Raw genomic sequence first — 22499 nt, 5'->3', positions numbered from 1 at the left:
CATGGCCTCGCCTGCGCCCCAGCGCTTCCTGCCCCGCTTCTGCCTGGCCGCCGCCCTCGGCGCCATGGTCGCGCTCACTGGCTGCCAGTCCTGGCTCGACAGCCGCTATTCCGACAGCCTGCCGCCCACCTCCGGCTTCAAGCCGGTCAAGGGCCTGGCCCAGAGCGTCTCGATCCGCCGCAACCCGCTGGGCATGCCGCTGATCGAAACCACCACCTTCCACGACGCCCTGTTCACCATGGGCTACGTGCACGCCACCGATCGCCTTAGCCAGATGATCGGCCTGCGCCTCATGGCCGAAGGCCGCCTGGCGGAAATGGCCGGCCCCGGCGTGCTGGACGTCGACCGCTTCATGCGCGCGGTGAACCTGCGCAAGAGCGCCGACATCCTCTACAAGAACGCCTCCCCGCGCCTGAAGTCCTTCTTCGAGGTCTACGCGCGTGGCGTCAACGCCTACCTCTTCCAGTACCGCGACAAGCTGCCGATGGACCTCGCCGAGTCCGGCTACAAGCCCGCGTACTGGAAGCCCGAGGACTCGGTGCTGGTGTTCACCCTGCTGAACTTCGGCCTGGCGGTGAACCTGCAGGAAGAGATCGCCTCGCTGGTCATGGCGCAGAAGGTCGGGGCGGACAAGGTCGCCTGGCTGCTGCCCACCTACCCGGACGAGAACCTGCCGTTCGACGAGGCCGACAAGCTCAAGGGCCTCAACCTCGGTGGGCAGATCCAGGGCCTCGCCGCCATCGACCAGGCCGCAGGCGCACTGGCGGGCCTGAACATGCTCGGCGTCGCCGCCTCGAACAACTGGGCCATCGCCCCGGAACGCACGCGCAACGGCAAGAGCATCCTCGCCAACGACACCCACCTGCCGCTGTCGATGCCCTCGTACTGGAACTTCATGCAGATCCGCTCGCCGAAGTTCCAGGCGGCGGGCGTCACCATCGCCGGCGTGCCCGCCGTGGTCGCCGGCTACAACGGCAAGCTGGCCTGGGGCATGACCATGGTCATGGCCGACAACCAGGACCTCTACCTGGAGAAGGTCAAGCGCGAAGGCAGCCGCCTCTACTACCTGGCCGACGGCAAATGGCAGCCGGCCATCGAGCGCAACGAGACCTTCTTCATCAAGGGCGAGCGGCCGATCCGCGAAACCCTCTACGAGACCCGCCACGGCCCGCTGCTCAACTCCGTGCTCGGCCAGCGCAAGCACCCGCTGCAACCGATCGAGATCAAGAGCGGCCTGGGCATCGCCCTGAAGACCGCCCAGTTCGAAAGCGACCAGACCCTGGACGCCTTCTTCGACCTGTCCCGCGCGCAATCCGTCGAGCAGGCCAGCGAGGCGACCCGCTCGATCCGCGCCATCGGCCTCAACCTGCTCACCGCCGATGCCCAGCACATCGCCTGGCAGGTCACCGGCCGCTACCCTAACCGCCGCGAAGGCCATGGCCTGATGCCCTCCCCCGGCTGGGACGGCCGCTACGAATGGGACGGCTACGCCGACCCCATGCTGCACCCCTACGACCAGGACCCGAGCCAGGGCTGGCTGGGCACCGCCAACCACCGCACCGTGCAGGGCGGCTATGGCGTGCAGCTGTCCAACTCCTGGTTCTACCCGGAGCGGGCCGAGCGCATCGCCCAGCTCGCCGGCAGCGGCAAGCACGACACCCGCAGCACCATCGCCATGCAGTACGACCAGACCACGCCCTTCGCCGCCAAGCTCAAGGCCATGTTCGAAGACCCGGCCATGGCCCAGCCGCTGAAGAAGGCCATCGACGCCCTGCCCACCGCCGAGCGCGACAAGGCCCGCGAAGCCCTGAGCCGCCTGCTGGCCTTCAACGGCGACCTACGCCCGACCTCCACCGACGCGGTGTTCTACGAAGCCTTCCTGCAAGAAAGCGCCAAGCAGATCTTCCAGGACGAGCTCGGCCCCGAAGGCAGCCCGGCCTGGCAGGCGCTGGTGGAAACCGCCAACCTCTCCTACTCGGCCCAGGCCGACCACCTGCTGGGCCGCGCCGACAGCCCTTTCTGGGACGATGTACGCACCCCGCAGAAGGAAGACAAGCCCGCCATCCTCGCCCGCAGCCTGGCCGCCGCCGTCAGCTTCGCCGAAGGCAAGCTCGGTGCCGACCGCAAGGCCTGGCAATGGGGCAAGCTGCACAGCTACACCTGGGCCACCGAAACCACCAAGCTCGCGCCCTTCATGAGCGCCAGCCAGCGCACCGGGATCAACACCATCCAGGGCTACCTGGACCGTGGCCCATACCAGGCCGGCGGCGACATGAACACGCTGAACGTCTCGGCCTACGAGTGGGGCAACAACTTCGACACCTGGCTGATCCCGGCCATGCGCATCATCGTCGACTTCGGCCAGCCGGAACCCATGATCGGGCTCAACAGCTCCGGCCAATCCGGCAACCCGGCCAGCCCCAACTACGCCGACGGGATCGACGCCTGGCTCAAGGCCCGCTACATGAGCTTCCCCTTCCAGTCGCAGAACCTCGACAAGGTCTACGGCACCAAGCGGCTGACGCTCACCCCGCAAAAATGATCGGCCGGGGCGGGAACTAACCGCCCCACGGCTGTCTATGTAAGCGGACTTACTCCATAGATCACATCATTTTCAGGGCGCCCTCACCGGCGCCCTTTCTTTTGCCCGCGAAAAGGCGGCACCAACCTACGGACGTAGCCCGGGCTTCAGCCCGGGAATTGGCGGGAGAGAAAACACCAAAGGCAGGAATTGCAGAGACGTAGGTTGGGCTGAGGCACGAAGCCCAACACACCGAAGCCGATCCCAGCCTCGATGTTGGGCCTCGCACGCTCGGCGCCAACCTACGAACGCAACCCGAACGTAGCCCGGGCTTCAGCCCGGGAATCGACGAAAAGGGAGAGGGGCAAATCAGAAGCAGCGGCCCATGCATTGCACATGGGCCGCCGTCGAAGGTCAGGACGCCTTCGGCTTCACCGGCGCCTTGGGCTCCGGCTTCTGGAAGGGGTACAGGTGCTGGCGCAGGATGCCGTCCGGCAGCGGCTTGCCGAAGACGCCGTAGCGGGTCGGCCACTCCTTGGGCGGCAGCTTGAAGGTGCCGAACACCATGTCGACGATCGGCAGGTGGATCGCGTAGTTCTTGTAGATGTAGTCCGGGTGCCGGGCGTGGTGCCAGTGGTGGTAGCGCGGCAGCACCAGCAGGTAGTTCAGCCAGCCGCCGTCGATGCGCACGTTGGCGTGGGCCAGCACCGCCTGCACGCCCACCAGGATCACGTAGGCATTCATCGCCTGGGGCGAGAAGCCCATCAGCATCAGCGGCACCAGCACCCCGGTGCGGGTCAGCAGGATCTCCACGAAGTGGATGCGCGAGCCGGCCAGCCAGTCCATCGCCGTGCTCGAGTGGTGCACCGCGTGGAAGCGCCATAGCCAGGGCACCACGTGGTACAGGCGGTGCAGCCAGTACTGGCCCAGGTCCGCCACCAGCACAGCGAGGATGAACTGCAGCCAGATCGGCAGCGACTGCACGCCCGCCTGGAAGGCCGGCGACACCGCCCAGCCACCCAGCAGCGTGGACGAGGCGGTGACGAAGATCAGGATGAACTGCACCAGCATGTGGCTGACGAAGAAGTACGCCAGGTCCGTGCGCCAGTGGGGACGCAGGATGTTCTGCTGCGGGTCCTTGGCGTAGAGCTTCTCCAGCGGGATGAAGACGATGGCCGACACCAGCAGCGCCAGCACGAACCAGTCCAGCCCCAGGGAATAGGGGGTCTGGCCGATGGTCTCGAACTGGATGTTGGTGCCACCGAGGAACACCGCCAGGCCCGAGGCGGCGATGCCGGTGAAGCCCAGCCGCTTGCGGCGGTTGAGCAGGATGTTGAGCGTGCCCAGGGAGAACGACGCCACCAGCCCCACCAGCAGCACGCTACGGGCGAACTGCTCGCTGTAGACCTTGCGGAACTCGGCGAAGGTCAGCCACTCGGGGAACAGGAAGCACAGCACCGCGCACAGGCTGAGCAGCCCCAGCGCTGCCGAAATGTAACCGCTGATACGCCCCTCACCGATCCGGAACGGATCGTGGCCGTGGCGCTGGAAATAGGCCTTGATCGCCTGCATTCGCACATCCTCCATGAAGTCGGCAGAAGAGCCGCTCCGAATCTTGACGTCACCACCTGGCCCCAGGCCACCTGTTCCGACGAACGCCCGGGACTTCCGTGACCTGTGTCGCGATCCCGAGGCGAACTTGCCAGCCGAACCAACCGACCCCGACCATGCTCATAACCATGAGCCCACAGCGAGGCGTGCCCATGGACCTGGTCGTCGCGAGGCCCGAAGGCCTCTACTGTCCGCCCGGTGACTTCTACATCGACCCCTGGAAACCGGTGGAACGTGCCGTCATCACCCACGGCCACGGCGACCACGCGCGCACCGGCAACGGCCACTACCTGGCGGCCGCCGCCGGCGAAGGCATCCTCCGGGCGCGCCTGGGCGACATCCGCCTGCAGACCCTCGACTACGGCGAGCGCCTGGAGCACGGCGGCGTCACCCTCAGCCTGCACCCGGCCGGCCACGTGCTCGGCTCCGCCCAGGTGCGCCTGGAATACCAGGGCGAAGTCTGGGTCGCCTCGGGCGACTACAAGACCGAGGCCGACGGCACCTGCGCGCCCTTCGAGCCGGTGCGCTGCCACTGCTTCATCACCGAATCCACCTTCGGCCTGCCCATCTACCGCTGGCAGCCGCAAGCCGCGCTGTTCGGCGAAATCGACGCCTGGTGGCGCACCAACCAGGCCGCCGGGCGCGCCAGCGTGCTGTTCTGCTACGCCTTCGGCAAGGCCCAGCGCATCCTCCACGGCATCGACGCCAGCATCGGCCCGATCCTCGCCCACGGCGCCATGGAGCCGCTCAACCGGGTCTACCGCGAAGCCGGCATCGCCCTGCCGGAAACCCGCTACGCCGGAGACATCCCCCGCAACGACCCGCTGCTGCGCCAGGCCCTGGTGCTGGCCCCGCCCTCGGCCGGCGGCAGCACCTGGATGCGCCGCTTCGGCGACTACAGCGACGCCTTCGCCAGCGGCTGGATGATGCTGCGCGGCACCCGCCGGCGACGCGGCGTGGACCGCGGCTTCGTGCTCTCCGACCACGCCGACTGGCCCGGCCTGCTCTGGGCCATCGAGCAGAGCGGCGCCGAACGGGTGTTCGTCACCCATGGCTCGGTCAACGTGCTGGTGCGCTACCTCTGCGAACAGGGCCTGGACGCCCAGGGCTTCAGCACCGAATACGGCGACGAGGACGAACCCGCCACGGCCGCGGAGGCGACTCCGTGAAGGACTTTGCCGAGCTCTACGGCCGTCTCGACGCCAGCACCTCGAACAACGCCAAGCTGGCCGCCCTGCAGGACTACTTCGCCAGCGCCGCGCCCGAGGATGCCGCCTGGGCGGTGTACTTCCTCAGTGGCGGCAAGCCGCGCCAGCTGGTGCCGGTGCGCCAGCTGCGGGACATCACCCTGGCCATCACCGGCCTGCCCGAGTGGCTGTTCGAGGAGAGCTACCAGGCAGTGGGCGACCTGGCCGAAACCATTTCCCTGCTGCTGCCGCCCAGCGTCCATCGCTCCGACGAGGGCCTCGCCACCTGGGTCGAGGAGCATCTGCTGCCCCTGCGCGGCTTGCCGCCGACGGAACTGGCCGCCCGCCTGCCGCCGCTCTGGGCACGCCTCGACCGCCTGAGCCTGCTGGTGTGCCTGAAGCTGGTCACCGGCGCCTTCCGCGTCGGCGTCTCGCGCCTGCTGGTGACCCGCGCCCTGGCCAACCTCGCCGGGCTCGACCCCAAGCGCGTCGCCCAGCGCATGGTCGGCTACACCGACGCCTCGCGCCCGCCCAGTGCCCAGGGCTATGCCCGGCTCATCGCCGCACAGAGCGAGGCCGAGCACCTGGAACGCGGCGGCCTGCCCTACCCCTTCTTCCTCGCCCACCCGCTGCAGGCGGAGGTGGCGTCCTTCGCCGACCTGCTCGGCTCCCCGGCGAACTGGCTGATCGAGTGGAAGTGGGACGGCATCCGCGCCCAGCTGGTGCGCCGCGACGGCCACCTGTGGATCTGGTCGCGGGGCGAGGAGCTGGTCAGCGAGCGCTTCCCCGAACTCCACGGCCTCGCCCACGCGCTGCCGGACGGCACCGTGATCGACGGCGAGATCCTGGTCTGGAAGGACGGCCGCGTGCAGCCCTTCGCCCTGTTGCAGCAACGCATCGCCCGCAAGCGCCTGACCCGCAAGGTGCTCGACGACGCCCCCGTGCGCCTGGTGGCCTACGACCTGCTGGAATGGCGCGGCGAGGATTGGCGCCAGCGCCCCCTGGCCGAACGCCGCGAACGCCTGGAGCAGTTGCTGGAGGAGCTGAGCGACCCGGTGCTGGAGCTGTCCCCCGAGGTGCACGGCGAAGACTGGCCCGACCTCGCCCGCCAGCGCGAAGGCGCCCGCGCCCTGGGCGTCGAAGGGATGATGCTCAAGGCCCGCGACGCGCTCTACGGCGTCGGCCGCACCAAGGACCAGGGCACCTGGTGGAAATGGAAGCTCGACCCCTACAGCGTCGACGCCGTGCTGATCTACGCCCAGCGTGGCCACGGGCGCCGCGCCAACCTCTACACCGACTTCACCTTCGCCGTCTGGGAGGGCGAGGACGCCAGCGCCGAGCGCGCCCTGGTGCCCTTCGCCAAGGCCTACTCGGGCCTCACGGACGAGGAGATGCGCAAGGTCGACGCCATCATCCGCCGCACTACGGTGGAAAAATTCGGCCCGGTGCGCAGCGTCACCCCCACCCTGGTGTTCGAACTGGGCTTCGAGGGCATCGCCCTGTCCAAGCGGCACAAGAGCGGTGTCGCCGTGCGCTTCCCGCGCATGCTGCGCTGGCGCCAGGACAAACCGGTGGCCGAGGCCGACACCCTCGCCAGCCTCCAGGCCCTGCTGGCCGATGCCACGACGGAGCCCGAGGCTTGAGCCGCGCCCCCCGCCCCTCCTCGCGCTGGTTCGACGACCGTGGCTGGCGCCCCTTCGCCTTCCAGAAGGCCCTCTGGCGCGCCGTCGCCCAGGGCCGCTCCGGCCTGCTCCACGCCACCACCGGCGCCGGCAAGACCTACGCCGCCTGGTTCGCCGCGCTCGATGTGCTGGCCGGCGCCACACCCACCCGCAAGGAGCGTGGCAAGGGCCAGGTGCTACCGCTCTCGGTGCTGTGGATAACCCCCATGCGCGCCCTGGCCGCCGACACCGCCCGCGCCCTGCAGGCGCCCATCGACGAACTCGGCCTGCCCTGGAGCCTGGGCCTGCGCACCGGCGACACCGGCAGCGCCGAGCGGGCCCGGCAATCGCGCAACCTGCCCAGCGTGCTGGTCACCACGCCGGAAAGCCTGACCCTGCTGCTGACCCGCGCCGACGCCGCCCAGGCCTTCGCCGGGCTGCGCATGGTGGTGGTCGACGAATGGCACGAGCTGCTCGGCAACAAGCGTGGCGTACAGCTGCAACTGGCCCTGGCACGGTTGCGCCTGTGGAACCCCGGGCTCGCCACCTGGGGCCTCTCCGCCACCCTGGGCAACCTGGACCACGCGCTGCAGGTGCTGGTGCCCGACGGCAACGGGCTTCTGCTGCAGGGCGAACAACGCAAGCGCCTGGAGGTGGACACCCTGCTGCCGGCCAACGTCGAGCGCTTTCCCTGGGCCGGGCACATGGGCCTGCGCATGCTGCCGCAGGTGGTCGCGGAGCTGGAGTCCAGCGCCAGCAGCCTGGTGTTCACCAACACCCGCGCGCAGTCCGAAGCCTGGTACCAGGCCCTGCTGGCGGCGCGGCCGGACTGGGCCGGGCTGATCGCCCTGCACCATGGCTCGCTGTCCCGCGAGGTGCGCGAGTGGGTCGAGAACGGCCTCAAGCAGGGCCGCCTCAAGGCGGTGGTGTGCACCTCCAGCCTCGACCTGGGGGTCGACTTCCTCCCCGTGGAGCGGGTGCTCCAGGTGGGCACCGCCAAGGGCGTGGCGCGGCTGATGCAACGGGCCGGCCGCTCCGGCCACGCACCGGGCCGCGCCTCGCGGGTGACCCTGGTGCCCACCCACAGCCTGGAACTGGTGGAGGCGGTGGCCGCGCGCCAGGCCATCGCCGAGCGCCGCATCGAAGCACGCCTGAGCCCGGAAAAGCCGCTGGACGTGCTGGTCCAGCACCTGGTCAGCATGGCCCTCGGCGGTGGCTTCCAGGCCGAGGCGATGCTCGCCGAGGTGCGCAGTTGCTGGGCCTACCGCGCCCTGGGCGACGACGAATGGGCCTGGGCCCTGGCCTTCATCCGCCACGGCGGCCACTCCCTCACCGCCTACCCCGAATACCGCCGCGCCGAGCCCGACGACAGCGGCCTGTGGCAGGTGCCCAGCGCACAGCTGGCGCGGCGGCACCGGCAGAGCATCGGCACCATCGTCAGTGACGCCAGCCTGCAGGTGCGCTTCTGGGGCAAGGGTGGCGCCGCCGGCTCCCTGGGCAGCATCGAGGAAGGCTTCATCTCGCGCCTGCGTCCGGGCGACGCCTTCCTCTTCGCCGGGCGCCCGCTGGAGCTGGTGCGGGTCGAGGACATGACCGCCTACGTGCGCCGCAGCGCCGCGCGCAAGGCCGCCATCCCGCGCTGGAATGGCGGGCGCATGCCGCTTTCCAGCGAACTGGCCGACGCCCTGGTGCACCAGTTGGGCGAGGCCGCGCGGGGCCGCTACGACAGCCCCGAGCTGAAACTGGCGCGCCCGCTGCTGGAACTGCAGCAGGCCTGGTCGGCGCTGCCCGACGAGCACAACCTGCTGGCAGAGTGCCTGAAGAGCCGCGAGGGCTGGCACCTGTTCCTCTACCCCTTCGCCGGCCGCCAGGTGCACCTGGGCCTCGCCAGCCTGCTGGCCTGGCGCCTGGCCCGGCAAAGCCCCGTGAGCTTCTCCATCGCCGTCAACGACTACGGCCTGGAGCTGCTGGCAGCCACCGAGGTGGATTGGGCCGCATGCCTGGGTCCCGAGCTGTTCAGCGAGCACGAACTGCTCGAGGACCTGCTCCACAGCCTCAATGCCAGCGAGCTGTCACGCCGGCGCTTCCGCGAGATCGCCCGCATCGCCGGGCTGGTGTTCGCCGGCCGCCCCGGCGCCAGCAAGAGCACCCGCCAGCTGCAGGCCTCCAGCGGGCTGTTCTTCGACGTGTTCCGCCAGTACGACCCGGACAACCTGCTGCTGCACCAGGCCCGCGAGGAGGTGCTGCGCCAGGAGCTGGACCTGCCGCGCCTGGAGGCCTGCCTGCAACGCATCGGCGAGCGCGAGCTGCGCCTGGTGGAGGTGCCGCGCCCCACGCCCCTGGCCTTCCCGCTGCTGGTGGAGCGCTTCCGCGAAGGGCTGAGCAGCGAGAAGCTGGCCGACCGTATCGCCCGCATGGTGGAGCAGCTGGAGCGCGCCGCCGACCAGCCGCCACGCCGGAGCCGGGCGCGATGAACGCCGCGCTGGAGGTGGAGCTGGCCGGCACCCGCGTCCTGCTGCTGGCCGACCGCGCGCTGTACTGGCCCGAGGAAGGCTGCCTGCTGGTGGCCGATATCCACTTCGGCAAGGCCGCCAGCTTCCGTCGCCTCGGTCAGCCGGTGCCCAGCGGCACCACGGCAGAGAACCTGCGCCGCCTGGACCGGCTGCTGCACGAGCACGGCTGCCGCCGCCTGGTCTTCCTCGGCGACTTCCTGCATGCCCGCCAGGACGCCGAGGCGCCGCTCTGGCCGGTGCTCACCGCCTGGCGCGCCGGGCATCCGCACCTGGCCATCGACCTGGTGCGCGGCAACCACGACCGCCACGCCGGCGACCCACCCGCCGCGCTCGGCTTCAGCCTGCACCACGAACCGCTGGCCCTGGGGCCCTTCGCCCTGCAGCACGAGCCCGAGCCGCACCCGACGCTGCACGTGCTGGCCGGCCACCTGCACCCGACCTTCCGCCTGCGCGGCCCCGGCCGCCAGAGCCTGCGCCTGCCCTGCTTCCGCCTCGGCGAACAGCTGAGCCTGCTGCCGGCCTTCGGCGAGTTCACCGGAGGCATGGACCAGGCCATGGACAACGCGACGCGGGTCTTCGTCTGCGGCGACGGCGGCGTCTGGCCCGCCTTCCCCAGCTGACGCCGCCTGGCTTGATGGCCTATGGATGGCCGCAGGATGTCGTCTTTTTTGCTGTTTTTCTGAACTTACGCGCCAGGGAGCACTCAGAACCTATGCATTGTTCATTGCTCCCTGGCGCCCACGTTGGCGCCTATTTTTTTGCCCGCAATTCGCCCACGGGCTGCCTTGGGTGGCCGAGAGGTTCGGGCATGGGCGCCCCCATGCCCTGGCCGCCCCCCTTCAGAAGTAGTAGCCCAGGTTCAGGTTGGTCCGGAACACCCATTCGTTGCTGCGGGGCGATGTGGCGCTGGTGAAGCCGGTTCCGCTCTCTGCGCCACCGAATGGGTTGGCATTGCGCCCCCAGGTGAAGTCCAGCCAGCCCAGGATCGGCATCGCGATGAACTGCACGCCGGCGGTGAACATCTGCGAGTCGTCCCAGTCGCGCCTGTCCTTGAACATGCGGCTGTAGTCGTTGTAGAAGCGCAGCGTCTTCAACAGGCCCAGACTCGGCGTCGGCACGTCGTAGCCGACGTTGAAGGACACCACCGATGCCCGCGCGGCGATCAGGTAGGCCGGGGTCAGCCCGTTGCCCCCCATCAGGATCACGTCATCGCGGACCCCGGCCGGGTTCTTCGGATCGAACAGGTAGCGGATGCCCTGGGTGGTGACGGTCCACTGGCCGGTGCTGAACACCGCATGCACACCGCCGGCCCGGTAACTGCCGTCATCGCGGGTGGTGGCGTTGTAAAGGCGAGCGGTGGCCAGCGACGCACCCATCTCGGCCTTCCAGTCTTCACCGGCCAGGCTGCGCGCCACCCGCAGGTTCAACTGGTCGTGCTTCTCGTTGTCCTGCCGCGCATGGATGGCGGCTATGGCGTTGTCGTCCAGGTCGACGTAGCGCCCCACCTCCGGCGAATAGCGGATCGAGCTGGGCAGCATGCGCGGGAAGTACCCCGCCTGGAGGGACCAGTCCTGGTCCTTGTATAGGTATTTGGCCCCCGCCCCGGCGCTCACGCCGTAGCCCAGGAAGAACGGGATGTGGAAGCTCCAGCCGAACTGCGGGTAGGGCTCCAGGCCGAAGGGCTTGAGGGGCGCCCCCAGGTGCAGGCTGGAGGTGTCGTCGATCCGGTAGCCGACGAAACCGCGATCGATGGAGCGCTTGCCATCGTCCTGGAACCAGTAGCCCAGGTCGGAGAAGAAGTCCTCATGGGTGGCCTGCACGTCGAGGCGGAAGGTATCGAAGAGGAACCGCCCGTTGTTCTCCGTCGTCTTCCATTGTTCATCGCGGTAGTTCAGGCGCAGGGCGCCGCCGATGTCCAGGCTGCTGCGGCCATCGTCGCTGCGCAGGCCGACATGCGGGAAAGGCTTGGCAGGGGTGGCCGAAGGCGCGTCGGCAGCCGACGCAGCCAGGGCGGGAGCGGTGAGGAGTACAAGACCGAGAGGGAGCACGTATCTGTTCATCAAAAACCTCTTCTGCACCTTCGCTAAGGCAGTTTTCTGCAGGCAAAGAAGTCCCCGGCCACGGTATTTCCAGGGTTCGAGCCAAGCGCCGAACCCTGGAATCGCAGCGTGATTCATTCACCCGTGAGTTGTTGTCTACCGCGCCTCCGGAGACTGATGCGAGCTTTCCGGAGAGGTGGCAATGGCGCCGCGCGCATCTACATGCGCGACATGGGGACAAGGAGCAGGAAGCGTGCCATTCGTCGAAACGGAAAGCCTATTAAAAACTCTTTTAAATCAATTATTTACATGTAAAACGAAGCACTTTGTACCCCCTGTGAAACCGAATTCTCCTGAGGTAACCAAAGTGCACAAACTGCGTGCGTGGAAGTCTTGAAGTGACACGTTCCGGGAAACCACCGGCTCGATCCGACAGACTCGTTCCTTTGCGGAAGTTCGCCGGGCAGGGAGCTTTTCGCCCAGCAATCCCAAGCCCTCAAACCTGGATTCACGGGTGAACAAAGTTGCCGTCAGCCAGGCAAAAAAAACGGCGCCAAAGGCGCCGTGAACCTGGAGCAATGGACGTTGAACAGCTAGAGGTCCAGCACCAGGCGCGCGCCCTTGCAGCCCGACACGCAGACCATCATGGTCCGGTTGGCAGCCTTCTCTGCCTGGGTCAGCACGCCGTCACGGTGGTCCGGCTGCCCGTCCAGCACCACCGTCTCGCAGGCCCCGCAGATACCCTCCCGGCAACTGCAATCCACGTCGACCCCCGACGCCAGCAGGGCGTCGAGCAGGGACATGCCGACCGCCACCTGGATGACCCTGGCCGAACGCGCCAGCTGCACCTCATAGGCGCCGGAAGGTGCCGCCGGCGCCTGGACCGGGGCGGCAAAGCGCTCCACATGGGCGTTGCCGTGGCCGAGGCGCTCGCAGTGCTGCTCGAATGCCTCGATCATCGGCGCCGGCCCGCAGCAGTAGTAATGCGCGCTGGAGGGACGCTCGGCGAGGAAGCCCTCCAGGTCGACCGGGCCACCCCGTTCGTCATCGAAATGCAGGTGCACCTGGGCATCCGCAACGCCGGCCAGCTCGTCGGCGAAGGCCGCCTCCCGGCGTGAACGCGCGCAGAAGAGCAACTCCACCGGGCGCCCGAGGGCGCGCATGCGCTGGAACATGCAGTACAGGGGCGTCACGCCGATGCCGCCGGCCACCAGCACCGTGTGCTCCGCATCCTCGTGCAACGGGAAGTGATTGCGCGGCTGCGACAGGGTCAGCGGCATGCCCACCCGCAGGTGCTGGTGCACGTAGGCCGAACCACCCCGGCTGTTGCGATCGAGCTGGATGGCGACCCGGTAGCGCCCCCGCTCCTCGGGGGCGTTGAGCAGCGAATAGCTGCGTACCAGGCCATTGCCCAGGTGCAGGTCGATGTGGGCGCCCGGGGTGAAGGGCTTGAATACCGCATCGCCCTGCGGGCGCAGCTCCACGCCGATGATGCCTTCGGCCTCGTGGCGCAGCGTGTGGACGAAGGCCGGGACGGTGTTGTGCTGGGTCATATCCTTCCTCATGCCAGGCGGCGTTTCATGGGCAGGAGCCAGCGGCGCTGGGCCTTCCGCCCTGCACCGCGTGGTGACGTCATGGCTGCCTGGCCTCGCTCAGCTCCAGTTGCGTCCTGGCCAGGCTCTTTAGGTGGCGGCGCAGGCGTACCAGGCCCAGGTCGTGCTGGTAGAGGTTCTCCCGCTGGTTGGCGTCGGCCTCCATGAATTCGAGCATTTCCCGGTCCTGCTCCAGCACTGCCCAGTGGCGAGCCTCCAGGCGGTTCTTGTAGAGGAAGCGCCAGGTGTCGCGCTGCCAGCCGGTGAGCGCCCGGCAGCGCCAATGGAACACGGCGGCGAGGTCGTGCGCGATGGGCGTGTAGCTGCCGACGATATGGAAGTTGCCGCCCGGGCCGCCGGTCTTGGGATAGGGAATTTCCAGCCGCATCCAGTGCACACCGGAGTCGGCCCACTCGGTCCAGTCGAAGTTCACCCCGCGCTGGCCCTCCTTCTCGAAGATGAAGCCTGTGTCGGTATCGCGGGTGACGAACTTCGCCTGGCCTGCGCCTTCGGACATCGAATGGGACTGCTTGTGCAGGTAGGTGCCGTGCATGGGGTCCATGACGTTGTCCAGCACGTAGCGGTAGTCGCCGCGCCATTCGGCGTAGCAGAGGAAGTGGGAGAAGGCCGGGTCGGTCAGTTGTTCCGGCAACACCAGCGGCGGTGCCTGCTCGACGTTCTGTGCCGAGTTGTAGAGCCAGACCGCACCCGCCGCCTCGGTGACATGGAACCAGCGTGTCGCCTGGCTGCCCTCCAGCTTGCAGCCGGGGCTGCCAGGCACGCGGATGGCGACGCCATCACAGCGCACCTCCACGCCGTGGTAAGGGCACTGCAGGCGGTCGCCCAGGTTGACCCCGCGCGACAGTGGCGCCCCGCGGTGCGGGCAGTGGTCTTCCAGGGCGTGCAGGGTGCCGTCGGTGTCGCGCCAGAGCGCCAGCTTGTGGCCCAGGCGACGCAGGGAGACAGGCCTGTCAGCGATGAAGCCGACCGGGCAAATGGGAAACCAGAGGTTCTTCAGGCCATTGGCCAGGAGGTTTTCAACAGGGTCCACGGTACTCATATCGTTTTCCTCTTGGAGGGAACTCACTCACCCAGACGGGCCATCAGGGCGGCATAGGTCGCTTCGGTCCAGGGGACGCCGCCCGGGCAGGTGGGGCCGGCCTGGTTGAGGTAGCCCAGCAGGCCAGGCAGGTCGTGCAGGCCGGCGGCGTAGGCACGCTCGATGGAATCACCGAGCAGGTCTTCGAAGGTGTTCGGCTCGCGGGTACGGGCCTGGTGCGGTTCGAGGTAGCGGTCTTGCATGTCATGGGCCTCCATGGATGACCGTTCACGAACGGCTGGGTGAACGGGGAAGTCGTGGGTTGGATGGCACTCGCTCAGGTTCCGGTGCCCGGCTTCTCGGTAAGGAAGCGGCCTTGCGGCGCCTCGGCGCTCTTCTGCCGCCGCGTGTGGCCGTCGAGGCCACCGGCGATGGCCCACTCGGCGAATACCGTGGGACCGGGCTCGAAGCTCCGCGCCTGCCACTGCCCGGTGAGCTGGTCCTCGTCGGCGTAGTACTCCACCAGGGCGCCTGCGGGGTTCTTGAAGTACCAGAAGTAGGCGGACGACACCGGGTGCCGGCCCGGGCCGATCTCGGTGTCCCAGCCGCAGCGGGCGATGTGCATGCCGCCACCGAAGACCTCGTGGATGTCGCGCACGGTGAAGGCCACATGGTTCAGGCCGGCGCGAGCCTGGGGCAGTTGCAGAAGGAAGAGGTCGTGGTGGCCACCCTCCTGCGCGCAGCGCAGGAAGGCGCCCCGGTCGGGGTAGCGGTCGGAGCAGACGAAGCCGAAGCGCTCGCTGTAGAAACGCTCACAGGCGTTCACGTCCCTGACGAAGAACACCACGTGGCCGACCTCGATGGGTTGGGCCCGCTCGTAGATCGGGCTGGCCTGGTTGATCCGGCCCTTGAACTGCCAGGTGTTGGACTGGCCGCACTGGACCTGGATAGCACGCTTGCGGGTGACCTGGAAGCGCACCGCCAGGCCGTTGGGGTCGGTGCAGCCGATGCGCCCCTCGCCTTCGGTGAAGCCCGGGTCACCCGCGATGCGCTCGGCGTAGCGCTTGAGGTCCGCTTCGCTTTCCACGCCCCAGACCACCTCGCGCAGGGTGGAGCCGGCCTCGATGGCGGGTGGCAGGCCGGGCTTGTCCAGATGGGCCAGGACCACCCGGCAGCCGTTGAGGGTCTCGAAGACGACTTCGTCCTCGCGGCTCGCCACTTCCTCCAGGCCCCAATCGGCGAAGAAGCCCGCGCTGGTGGCCAGGTCCTCCACGCCGTAGGTGATTTCGTCGATTCCCAATACGCTCATGATGCGTTCCTCATCGCTGCCCGCCGGCCCACGCCAGCGGCTGTTCATTCAGGCCCCAGTAGAGGCTCTTCTGCTCCATGTACTGGAGGATGCCCAGGCGGCCCTTTTCCCGGCCCAGGCCGCTGTCGCGCCAACCACCGAAGGGGGTGGCGATGGAGAACTGCTTGTAGGTGTTGATCCACACCGTGCCGGCCTGCAGTGCCCGACCGAGCCGCCAGGCCCGCTGGAAATCGCGGGTCCAGATGCCGGCGGCGAGGGCGTAGCAACTGGCGTTGGCCTCTTCGAGCAAGGCTTCCTCGCTGTCGAAGGGCATGGCCACCAGCACCGGGCCAAAGACCTCCTCCTGGCACAGGCGGGCGTCATTCGACAGGCCCTCGATGATCGTGGGGGTGTAGAAGTAGCCCCGGTCGAACACCTCGCCCTGGGGACGCCGGCCCCCCGTGCGCAGACGCCCGCCCTCTTGCAGGCCCAGCTCCACGTAGCGCTCCACCGACTCGCGGTGCTGCGCGGTGATCAAGGGGCCCATCTGGGTGCGCTCGTCTGCCGGGTCACCGACGCGCAGGGCAGCGGCCCCCGCCGCCAGGCGCTCCATGAAGGGCGCGTAGTGCTCGCGGGTGACGAACAGCCGCGAGCCGGCAATGCAGGATTCGCCGCTGGAACTGAAGATGCCGTAGAGCACCCCGGCCACGGCGTGGTCGAGGTCGGCATCGGCCAGCACCAGGGTGGGCGACTTGCCGCCCAGCTCCATGGACACCGGCATCATCTTGTCGGCGGCGATGCGGGCGATGTGCTTGCCGGTGCGGGTGCCGCCGGTGAAGGACACGCGCTTGACCAGCGGATGCCGGGTCAGCGCGTCGCCGATCACCGAGCCCTTGCCCGGCAGTACGCTGACCAGGCCGGGCGGCAGGCCGGCATCGATGCAGATGCGAGCCAGCGCCAGGGCCGCCAGCGGTGTGACCTCCGCCGGCTTGAGTACCACCGCGTTGCCGGCGGCCAGCGCCGGCGCCAGCTTCTGCGCCTCGGAGGCGATGGGCGAGTTCCAGGGGGTGATGGCGGCCACCACGCCCATGGGTTCGTAGACGCTCAGGGTGACGAAGTCGCCCCGGGAGGGGGTGATGGTTTCCTCCAGGGTTTCGCAAGCAGCGGCGAAGAACTGGAAGGTAGCCGCCGCGCTGGCCACCAGGTTGCGCGTCTCCCGAATCGGCTTGCCGTTGTCCAGGCGCTGGAGCTGGGCCAGGGCCTCGCTGCGCTCGCGGATCAGCGCCGCGATGCGGTAGAGCACCGCCGCGCGCTCATGGGGCTTGCGCTGGGCCCAGCCGCTTTCGCGAAAGGCCCGGTCGGCGCCGACGATGGCCGCCTCCACATCCTCCAGGCTGGCGGCATGGAGCCGGGCGATGACTTCGCCGGTGGCCGGGTAGAGGCTGTGGTAGAGGTCGCCACCGCCCTGGTGCCACTGGCCGGCAATGCAGATGGGTTGGATCGGGTCGAGGTCAATCACGGTCGTCGTCCTAGATCGAAATCACATGGGCGTGGTTGCCCAGCGCGCGTACCACGCTGAACACGGTGAGCGCCGAAGTCTTGGGGTTGGCCGCCAGGGGCTTGCCACGCAGGGTCAGCTCGAAGCCGCCGAACGCACCGCTGGCCTCTACGTGGTGCACGTTCTCGCTGCCGGTGGGATCGGCGATCAGGCGAACCTGGGTACGGTCCAGGCCAAGACCGGCCAGAGACAGGGTGGCGGCGACGTTGGCGTTCTTCGGGTACAGCCGCGCCGCCTCGCGGGCGCTGCCCTCGAAGATCACTCGCGCTGCCTCCAGGCGCTCCAGGTCGCAGACCGCCTCGCCCGCCGTACCGAGCCAGGCGCGAGCCGGCTTGCGCCCGGTGTAGCGCACCGACTCCAGGCCGCCGAGCTTGGCGGCCGACAAGGCGTCGATTCCGCCGATGGCACCCGGTAGCAGTTCGACTCGGGTGCGCCCGGCTTCGGCGGCAGCTTCCAGGCGCTCCACCAGGCCCGGCTCGGACAGCGCCCCCACCGACACCACCAGGCAGGGAATGCCCCGGGCCAGTGCCGGCAGCACGTGCTCTTCGATGGCCCGGTGCCCCGCGCACTCCACCAGCAGGTCGGGGCGAGCGCCGGCATCCAGTTCGGTGAGCACCCGGGGCGGTTTGCGCAAACCTGCCAGGCGCTGGCGAACCAGCCCCTGGGACGCCTGCGGGACTATCACCGCATCGACGCACAGCTGCGGGTCGCTCTCCAGCAGTTCCAGGACACCGACGCCGATGGCGCCGCAACCGATCATGGCGATATGCAACATGGCTTCTGCCTCAGACGGCGGCCTTGATGGCCTTGGTTTGGTTGACCGGCGGGCCGGCGAAGAGGGTCTTGAAGCGCCCCACCGCGAGCATGTCCACCTCCAGCAGGAAGGGGCCGGGCTCGGCCAGGGCGCCGTCCAGCACGCGGCTGAAGTCCTTCAGGTCGCTGACCCTGGCGTGGCGCAGGCCAAGGGCAGCCGACAGTTGGGCGTAGTCCGGCGTGTGCAGGTCGACGTAGCAGCGACGGCCACCGTAGGCGGCATCCTGGATATTGCGGATCACCCCGTAGCCCTGGTCGTTCATCAGCAAGACGACCATGTCGGCACGCTCCTGCACGGCGGTGGCCAGCTCACCCAGGTTGAGGATGAAACCGCCGTCGCCGGCCAGCACGAAGGTCTTGCGCCCCGGTGCCGTCGCCGCCGCGCCCACGGCGGCGCCGATGCCCATGGCCAGGCCCTGGCCGATGCCACCGCCGAGGGCATGGACGCCAGCGCGCGGGCTGAAGATCTTCAGGTGGCGGTTGCCCCAGGTGCTGTTGGACACGGTGACGTCGCGAACCCAGTTGAAATCGCGCCCCACCAGCGCTTGCAGTTGCTCCACCAGGGCGGCATAGGGGCCGAGGCCGTCCACCAGTTGGGCGCGGGCCTGGTTGCGCGCGGCCGCCAGGTCGGCGGCGAAGCTCGGGTCCACCGTCAGGCGCCCGTCCAGTCGGTCGGCCAGGCCCTTGAGGACCGGCTCGGCGTCGCCACAGACGAAGAAGTCGCTGGGGTAGCCGCGGCCTTCCGCCGTGGCATCGGCGTCGGCGCGGTAGAGCGGGCGGGGCAGCCCGAGTTCGTACTTGAGGGTTTCGTTGCCACGCAGGCGCGAACCGACCACCAACATGGCATCGCAGCCTTGGTAGAACTGCTCAACGGGTGGGTTCAGGTTGAAGGCACCGAGGGATCGCTCGTCATCCTCTGCGACGATGCCGCGCCCCTGGGTGCTGGTGACCACGCCCACGCCCAGGTCCAGCAGGCGCCTGACCTGCGCACCGGCATGGCGGGCGCCGCCCCCGAGCCAGAGCATCGGGCGCCTGGCCCTGGCAAAGCGCTTGGCCAGCTCGTCCAGCGCCTGCTCGGTTGGCTCGACCACCGGCACCGACAGCGGCGAGAGGTCCGCCGGCATGTCGATCAATGCCGACTGAATGTCGATGGGGATTTCTACGCTCACCGGGCCAGCGGGCGCGGCCAGGGCGGTTTGCACGGCCAGTTTGATGGTGCTGATGGCGGTGCCGGCGCTGCGCACGCGGAAGGCTTTCTTGGAGATGGCCCCGAGCATGGTCAACTGGTCCGGCGCCTCATGGATGTAGCCCAGGCCCTGGTCCAGATAGGGTGTTTCGATCTGCCCGGTGAGGTGCAGGAGCGGCGTGCCGGCGGTGAGGGCCTCGACCATCGCCCCGGCAGCGTTGCCGGCGGCGGTTCCGGTGCTGGTCAGGCACACCGCGAGCCCCCCGGTGGTACGGGCATAGGCGTCGGCCATGTTGGCGGCACCCGCCTCGCCCCGGGCCATGACGAAGCGGATGTTCCCGCGCTGGGCGAAGGCATCGAGGATCGGCATGTTGTGGATGGAGATCACCCCGAAGGCGGCCTTGACCTCGCACTGTTCAAGGAACGCGGCGATGGCCGCACCGACGGTGACTTGGGTTTCGTTACGCATGACGGGACAAACCTCCGGAAACATCGATGTGACTGCCCGTCGTGTAGGCCGACAGGGGCGATGCGAGGAAAACGATGACGCGGGCCGCCTCGACCGGCTGGCCCAGGCGCCCGAGGGGAATCTGCTTGCGTTGCGCCAGCTCGCCGCTCCAGCGGGCCCAGTCCTGGTCGCGGTCCTCACGGGCTTCGAAGCGCCGGCGCCACTGGCCGGACTCCACCAGGCCGATGAGGATGCCGTTGACCCGGATGCCCTGGGGGGCGAACTCGAAGGCCAGGGAACGCACCAGGTTCTTCACCCCGGCACGGGCGGCACTGGTGGCCACCATGTGCGGTTCCGGCTGGCTGGCCAGCAGCGAGTTGACGCAGACGATGGCGGCGTCCGGCTGCCCCTGGAGCTGGGGCAGGAAGGCGCGCACCGGGTGGATGATGGAGAAGAACTTCAGGTTCAGTTCCTCGGTCCAGGCGGCGTCGGTGGTGTCGGCGAAGGTGGAGACGCGGCCCTGACCGGCGTTGTTCACCAGGATGCTGGCGCGCCCCAGAGCCTGCTCCACCGCCTCGGCGAAGGCGGCGACCTGCCCGGCGTCCAGTACGTCGCAACAGCGGGCGAGCAGGCGGGCCTCGGGGAACGACCGGCGCAGGGCGCGTTCGGCACTCTGCAAGCGGTCGCGGTCACGACCACAGAAGGCCACGGCGGCGCCGGTCTGCAGCAGCAACTCGACCGTGGCCAGGCCGATGCCGGAGGAACCGCCGGTGACCACCGCCACGGCGTGGGACAGGTCACACAGGCTCATGCTGTCTGCTCCGGTAAAGGGGCGTCACCTTGTCGTGGCCGTCCGGGGTGTAGTTCAACAGGTGGGACAGCTCACCGGCGCGGTGGCGCACGCTGCTCACCAGGCCGTCGAGGCGGTTGGGCTCGATGGCGGACGCGGGGATGGTGGCGCCCAGGGCGGCCACCACGCCGCCGCTGTGGTCGCGCACCGGCGCGGCGACGGTGGAGATGGTGGATTCGAAGAACCCCTCGCCCCTGACGAAGCCGCGCTGGCGGTCGGCCTGCACCAGGTCGAAGAGCTCCAGCACCGTCCTCGGCGTGTAGGGCGAGAAAGGCTCCAGGCGCTCTTCCGGGTACAGCTCGCGCAGCTCGTCCAGGCCCAGGTCCTGCAGCAGGATGCGGCCCAGCACGGTGGCGTGGGCCGGCAGGCGGGTGCCGACACTGACCGTGCTGGAGAGCGGGGTGGAGGGTGAAACCTTGGCCACGTAGACGATGGAACGACCGTCGCGGACCACCAGGTTGCACGGGTAGCGGACCTCTTCGCAGAGCTGGTTGAGCAGTGGCTGGCCCAGTTCGGTGAGCTCCAGCGAGGCCAGGTACTCGAACCCCAGGCGCAGTACCGCCATGCCGAGGCGGTACTCGTGGCCGTTGCGCTTGACGAAGCCCATGGCCTCCAGCGTGGCCAGCAAGCGGAAGATGGTGGAACGCGGCAGTTTCAGCCGGCGCGCCAGCTCGGGCGCGGTCAGGGTGCGGTGCCTGCGGCTGAACTCGCACAGCAGCAGCAGGCCACGCTCCAGGCCGGGCACGATGTACCTGTCGTGCTGATCCTCAGGCTTTTCCATGTGCGGCTCCTTGAAAGGCGAGGCGTAGCGCGTGGCCGATGCGGCCGGCAACCACCTCGGGTTGTTCGATGGGGCTGGCATGGCCGGCTCCCGGAATCAGTGAAAACGGCGCCTCCAGGGCCCGGGCGATGGCCGCGCAGTCCTCCGGCGGGGTGATGGCATCGTCCTCACCGGCATGCACTTCGCAGGGCATCGCGGGCAGGCCGTTGCCCAGCAGGTCGTCCCCGCAGAGCAGCTCCACCGCCTGGCGGTAACCGGTCGGGTTCAGCCGGGCCATGTTCCAGCGCACCCAGGCCAGGGCCCCCTCGCTGGGAGTGAGGCCCAGCAACCGGCGGCTGCGCTCGCGGGCCAGGCCGTCGATACCGAACCGTTCGAGGCTGTCCAGGCGCTGCCGGCGCACCCGTTGCCCGGCCTCCCGCAGGGCCTCGGCGCCGTAGCCGCGTGCCGGGCTGAGCAGCACCAGGCGGGCAACACGCCGGGCGCCGCTTCCGCTGGCATAGGCGGTGGCCATCAGCGCCCCCAGGGAATGCCCCACCAGTACGCAACGATCGACACCCAGGGCCTCCAGCAGCGCCTCCAGCCGGGCGACGTAGTGCTGCGCCCTGGGCTGCCCCTCGGGCAGCGCCGTGGACAGGCCGTAGCCCGGTGCGTCCCAGGCGATCACGCGGTGGCCTTCGGCCAGGCGCTGGGCGCAATGCAGCCAGGACGCCGAACCGGAACCGATGCCATGCAGGAGCACCACCACCGGGCCCTGGCCACATTCGCGGACGGCCACCCGGGCACCGTCAGTGATGGTCACCAGGCGCTCCGGGAAGCACTGTCGCAAGCGAGTCGTGGGGATGGGGGGCTGCGCCATGTCCATCACGACCTCAGCGCTTGATGCTCGCCAGAGGGTGCTCCGGCGGGTAGGTGGGAGTGATGGGCTTCTTCGCGCCGAGCATCACGCACATCAGCGCGTCTTCATCGCCGATGTTGATCTCCTCGCGGTACACGCCCGGCGGCACGGAGATCACGTCACGGTCGGTGAGGACGGTTTCGAAGCGCTCGCCGTCTTTCTCCAGCACGACCTTGAGCGTGCCGCGCAGGACGAAGAAGACTTCCTCGACGTCGATGTGCAGGTGCGGCGGGCCCTCGTGGCCAGCCGGGATCACCATGGTGGAGAAGGTGAAGTGCTCGGAGGGGATGGTGTTCGCATCGCTGGCCACACCGGTGCCCCCCGTACCGATGTAGCGCATCTGCGCCCGGCGGAACTTGGGGTCGTAGTCGGCCTGGAACTTCAGCGCATCCCAGTCGTAGCGGCGGGTGGCGTAGCGCGCGATGCGGGAGTTGCACCACTGCTCGAAGCTGGCGCCTTGGGGGCGGTCCCAGGATCGGGGCGCATTCTGGTTGAGATCGGTCATGGAGTCCTCCTG

Annotated in this window: 18 protein-coding genes; 5 read left to right on the top strand and 13 right to left on the bottom strand. The window is 68.9% G+C overall.

Features of this window, described 5'->3' with window-relative positions; genetic code table 11:
• The first annotated feature begins 1 nt into the window (after position 1).
• On the top strand, positions 2-2542 hold the full coding sequence (locus tag ACXI0U_RS04320) for a penicillin acylase family protein (RefSeq protein WP_479549818.1): 2541 nt from the start codon (positions 2-4) through the stop codon (positions 2540-2542).
• Between the two features lie 393 nt (positions 2543-2935).
• Here the strand turns inward: ACXI0U_RS04320 and ACXI0U_RS04315 are convergent, their stop codons facing one another.
• The gene (locus tag ACXI0U_RS04315) at positions 2936-4093 is read right to left on the bottom strand and encodes a sterol desaturase family protein (RefSeq protein ID WP_479549817.1); all 1158 of its coding nucleotides are present in this window, start codon (positions 4091-4093) and stop codon (positions 2936-2938) included.
• Between the two features lie 191 nt (positions 4094-4284).
• Here ACXI0U_RS04315 and ACXI0U_RS04310 point away from each other — a divergent pair, with 191 nt between their 5' ends.
• From ACXI0U_RS04310 to pdeM, 4 genes are read left to right on the top strand one after another with little or no spacing between them, the layout of a single operon-like run.
• Positions 4285-5301, top strand: a complete 1017-nt coding sequence (locus ACXI0U_RS04310; protein ID WP_479549816.1) for a ligase-associated DNA damage response exonuclease — start codon at positions 4285-4287, stop codon at positions 5299-5301.
• On the top strand, positions 5298-6962 hold the full coding sequence (locus ACXI0U_RS04305) for an ATP-dependent DNA ligase (protein ID WP_479549815.1): 1665 nt from the start codon (positions 5298-5300) through the stop codon (positions 6960-6962). The genes ACXI0U_RS04310 and ACXI0U_RS04305 overlap by 4 nt, the downstream gene beginning before the upstream one ends.
• Entirely contained in the window at positions 6959-9454 is a 2496-nt protein-coding gene (locus ACXI0U_RS04300) for a ligase-associated DNA damage response DEXH box helicase (RefSeq protein ID WP_479549814.1), read from the top strand. Before ACXI0U_RS04305 ends, ACXI0U_RS04300 begins: the two co-directional genes overlap by 4 nt.
• Entirely contained in the window at positions 9451-10113 is a 663-nt protein-coding gene (gene pdeM, locus ACXI0U_RS04295; protein ID WP_374980148.1) for a ligase-associated DNA damage response endonuclease PdeM, read from the top strand. Before ACXI0U_RS04300 ends, pdeM begins: the two co-directional genes overlap by 4 nt.
• Before the next feature lie 219 nt (positions 10114-10332).
• Here the strand turns inward: pdeM and ACXI0U_RS04290 are convergent, their stop codons facing one another.
• The 12 genes from ACXI0U_RS04290 to ACXI0U_RS04235 all read right to left on the bottom strand — a co-directional run bounded on the left by ACXI0U_RS04290 (position 10333) and on the right by ACXI0U_RS04235 (position 22487).
• Positions 10333-11553: a hypothetical protein gene (locus tag ACXI0U_RS04290; RefSeq protein ID WP_236232963.1), complete on the bottom strand. Its 1221-nt coding sequence runs from the start codon at positions 11551-11553 to the stop codon at positions 10333-10335.
• A 572-nt stretch (positions 11554-12125) separates the two neighbouring features.
• Positions 12126-13085 (bottom strand): PDR/VanB family oxidoreductase, encoded by a 960-nt coding sequence (locus ACXI0U_RS04285; RefSeq protein WP_236232964.1) that lies wholly within the window; start codon positions 13083-13085, stop codon positions 12126-12128.
• A gap of 79 nt (positions 13086-13164) precedes the next feature.
• The gene (locus ACXI0U_RS04280; protein ID WP_236232965.1) at positions 13165-14184 is read right to left on the bottom strand and encodes an aromatic ring-hydroxylating oxygenase subunit alpha; all 1020 of its coding nucleotides are present in this window, start codon (positions 14182-14184) and stop codon (positions 13165-13167) included.
• A gap of 23 nt (positions 14185-14207) precedes the next feature.
• Positions 14208-14426: a recombinase-like helix-turn-helix domain-containing protein gene (locus tag ACXI0U_RS04275; RefSeq protein ID WP_184491500.1), complete on the bottom strand. Its 219-nt coding sequence runs from the start codon at positions 14424-14426 to the stop codon at positions 14208-14210.
• Between the two features lie 74 nt (positions 14427-14500).
• Positions 14501-15472, bottom strand: a complete 972-nt coding sequence (locus ACXI0U_RS04270) for a VOC family protein (protein ID WP_374980146.1) — start codon at positions 15470-15472, stop codon at positions 14501-14503.
• A gap of 10 nt (positions 15473-15482) precedes the next feature.
• Complete coding sequence (locus ACXI0U_RS04265) at positions 15483-16970, bottom strand: aldehyde dehydrogenase (RefSeq protein ID WP_479549813.1); 1488 nt, start codon at positions 16968-16970, stop codon at positions 15483-15485.
• Between the two features lie 10 nt (positions 16971-16980).
• A complete protein-coding gene (locus tag ACXI0U_RS04260) occupies positions 16981-17784 on the bottom strand; it encodes an aspartate dehydrogenase (protein WP_431483761.1) in 804 nt (267 codons plus the stop codon).
• A 10-nt stretch (positions 17785-17794) separates the two neighbouring features.
• A complete protein-coding gene (locus ACXI0U_RS04255) occupies positions 17795-19477 on the bottom strand; it encodes a thiamine pyrophosphate-binding protein (RefSeq protein WP_479549812.1) in 1683 nt (560 codons plus the stop codon).
• The gene (locus ACXI0U_RS04250; protein ID WP_479549811.1) at positions 19470-20267 is read right to left on the bottom strand and encodes an SDR family oxidoreductase; all 798 of its coding nucleotides are present in this window, start codon (positions 20265-20267) and stop codon (positions 19470-19472) included. The genes ACXI0U_RS04255 and ACXI0U_RS04250 overlap by 8 nt, the downstream gene beginning before the upstream one ends.
• Positions 20254-21087: an IclR family transcriptional regulator gene (locus ACXI0U_RS04245; RefSeq protein WP_069563433.1), complete on the bottom strand. Its 834-nt coding sequence runs from the start codon at positions 21085-21087 to the stop codon at positions 20254-20256. Before ACXI0U_RS04245 ends, ACXI0U_RS04250 begins: the two co-directional genes overlap by 14 nt.
• Complete coding sequence (locus tag ACXI0U_RS04240; RefSeq protein WP_479549810.1) at positions 21074-21949, bottom strand: alpha/beta fold hydrolase; 876 nt, start codon at positions 21947-21949, stop codon at positions 21074-21076. Before ACXI0U_RS04240 ends, ACXI0U_RS04245 begins: the two co-directional genes overlap by 14 nt.
• 7 nt (positions 21950-21956) lie before the next feature.
• Positions 21957-22487: a cupin domain-containing protein gene (locus ACXI0U_RS04235; RefSeq protein WP_069563431.1), complete on the bottom strand. Its 531-nt coding sequence runs from the start codon at positions 22485-22487 to the stop codon at positions 21957-21959.
• Between the last annotated feature and the right edge of the window lie 12 nt (positions 22488-22499).

The organism is Pseudomonas sp. C9D1 (genome assembly GCF_056491235.1).
This window is presented reverse-complemented; position numbering and strand designations above follow the sequence as displayed.

Bases quoted from the DNA above. Each gene is read 5' to 3' on its own strand.
- ACXI0U_RS04320 (WP_479549818.1), top strand. From the start codon at position 2: ATGGCCTCGCCTGCGCCCCAGCGCTTCCTGCCCCGCTTCTGCCTGGCC.
- ACXI0U_RS04315 (WP_479549817.1), bottom strand. From the start codon at position 4,093: ATGCAGGCGATCAAGGCCTATTTCCAGCGCCACGGCCACGATCCGTTC.
- ACXI0U_RS04310 (WP_479549816.1), top strand. From the start codon at position 4,285: ATGGACCTGGTCGTCGCGAGGCCCGAAGGCCTCTACTGTCCGCCCGGT.
- pdeM (WP_374980148.1), top strand. From the start codon at position 9,451: ATGAACGCCGCGCTGGAGGTGGAGCTGGCCGGCACCCGCGTCCTGCTG.
- ACXI0U_RS04290 (WP_236232963.1), bottom strand. From the start codon at position 11,553: ATGAACAGATACGTGCTCCCTCTCGGTCTTGTACTCCTCACCGCTCCC.
- ACXI0U_RS04285 (WP_236232964.1), bottom strand. From the start codon at position 13,085: ATGACCCAGCACAACACCGTCCCGGCCTTCGTCCACACGCTGCGCCAC.
- ACXI0U_RS04280 (WP_236232965.1), bottom strand. From the start codon at position 14,184: ATGAGTACCGTGGACCCTGTTGAAAACCTCCTGGCCAATGGCCTGAAG.
- ACXI0U_RS04275 (WP_184491500.1), bottom strand. From the start codon at position 14,426: ATGCAAGACCGCTACCTCGAACCGCACCAGGCCCGTACCCGCGAGCCG.
- ACXI0U_RS04270 (WP_374980146.1), bottom strand. From the start codon at position 15,472: ATGAGCGTATTGGGAATCGACGAAATCACCTACGGCGTGGAGGACCTG.
- ACXI0U_RS04260 (WP_431483761.1), bottom strand. From the start codon at position 17,784: ATGTTGCATATCGCCATGATCGGTTGCGGCGCCATCGGCGTCGGTGTC.
- ACXI0U_RS04255 (WP_479549812.1), bottom strand. From the start codon at position 19,477: ATGCGTAACGAAACCCAAGTCACCGTCGGTGCGGCCATCGCCGCGTTC.
- ACXI0U_RS04250 (WP_479549811.1), bottom strand. From the start codon at position 20,267: ATGAGCCTGTGTGACCTGTCCCACGCCGTGGCGGTGGTCACCGGCGGT.
- ACXI0U_RS04245 (WP_069563433.1), bottom strand. From the start codon at position 21,087: ATGGAAAAGCCTGAGGATCAGCACGACAGGTACATCGTGCCCGGCCTG.
- ACXI0U_RS04240 (WP_479549810.1), bottom strand. From the start codon at position 21,949: ATGGACATGGCGCAGCCCCCCATCCCCACGACTCGCTTGCGACAGTGC.
- ACXI0U_RS04235 (WP_069563431.1), bottom strand. From the start codon at position 22,487: ATGACCGATCTCAACCAGAATGCGCCCCGATCCTGGGACCGCCCCCAA.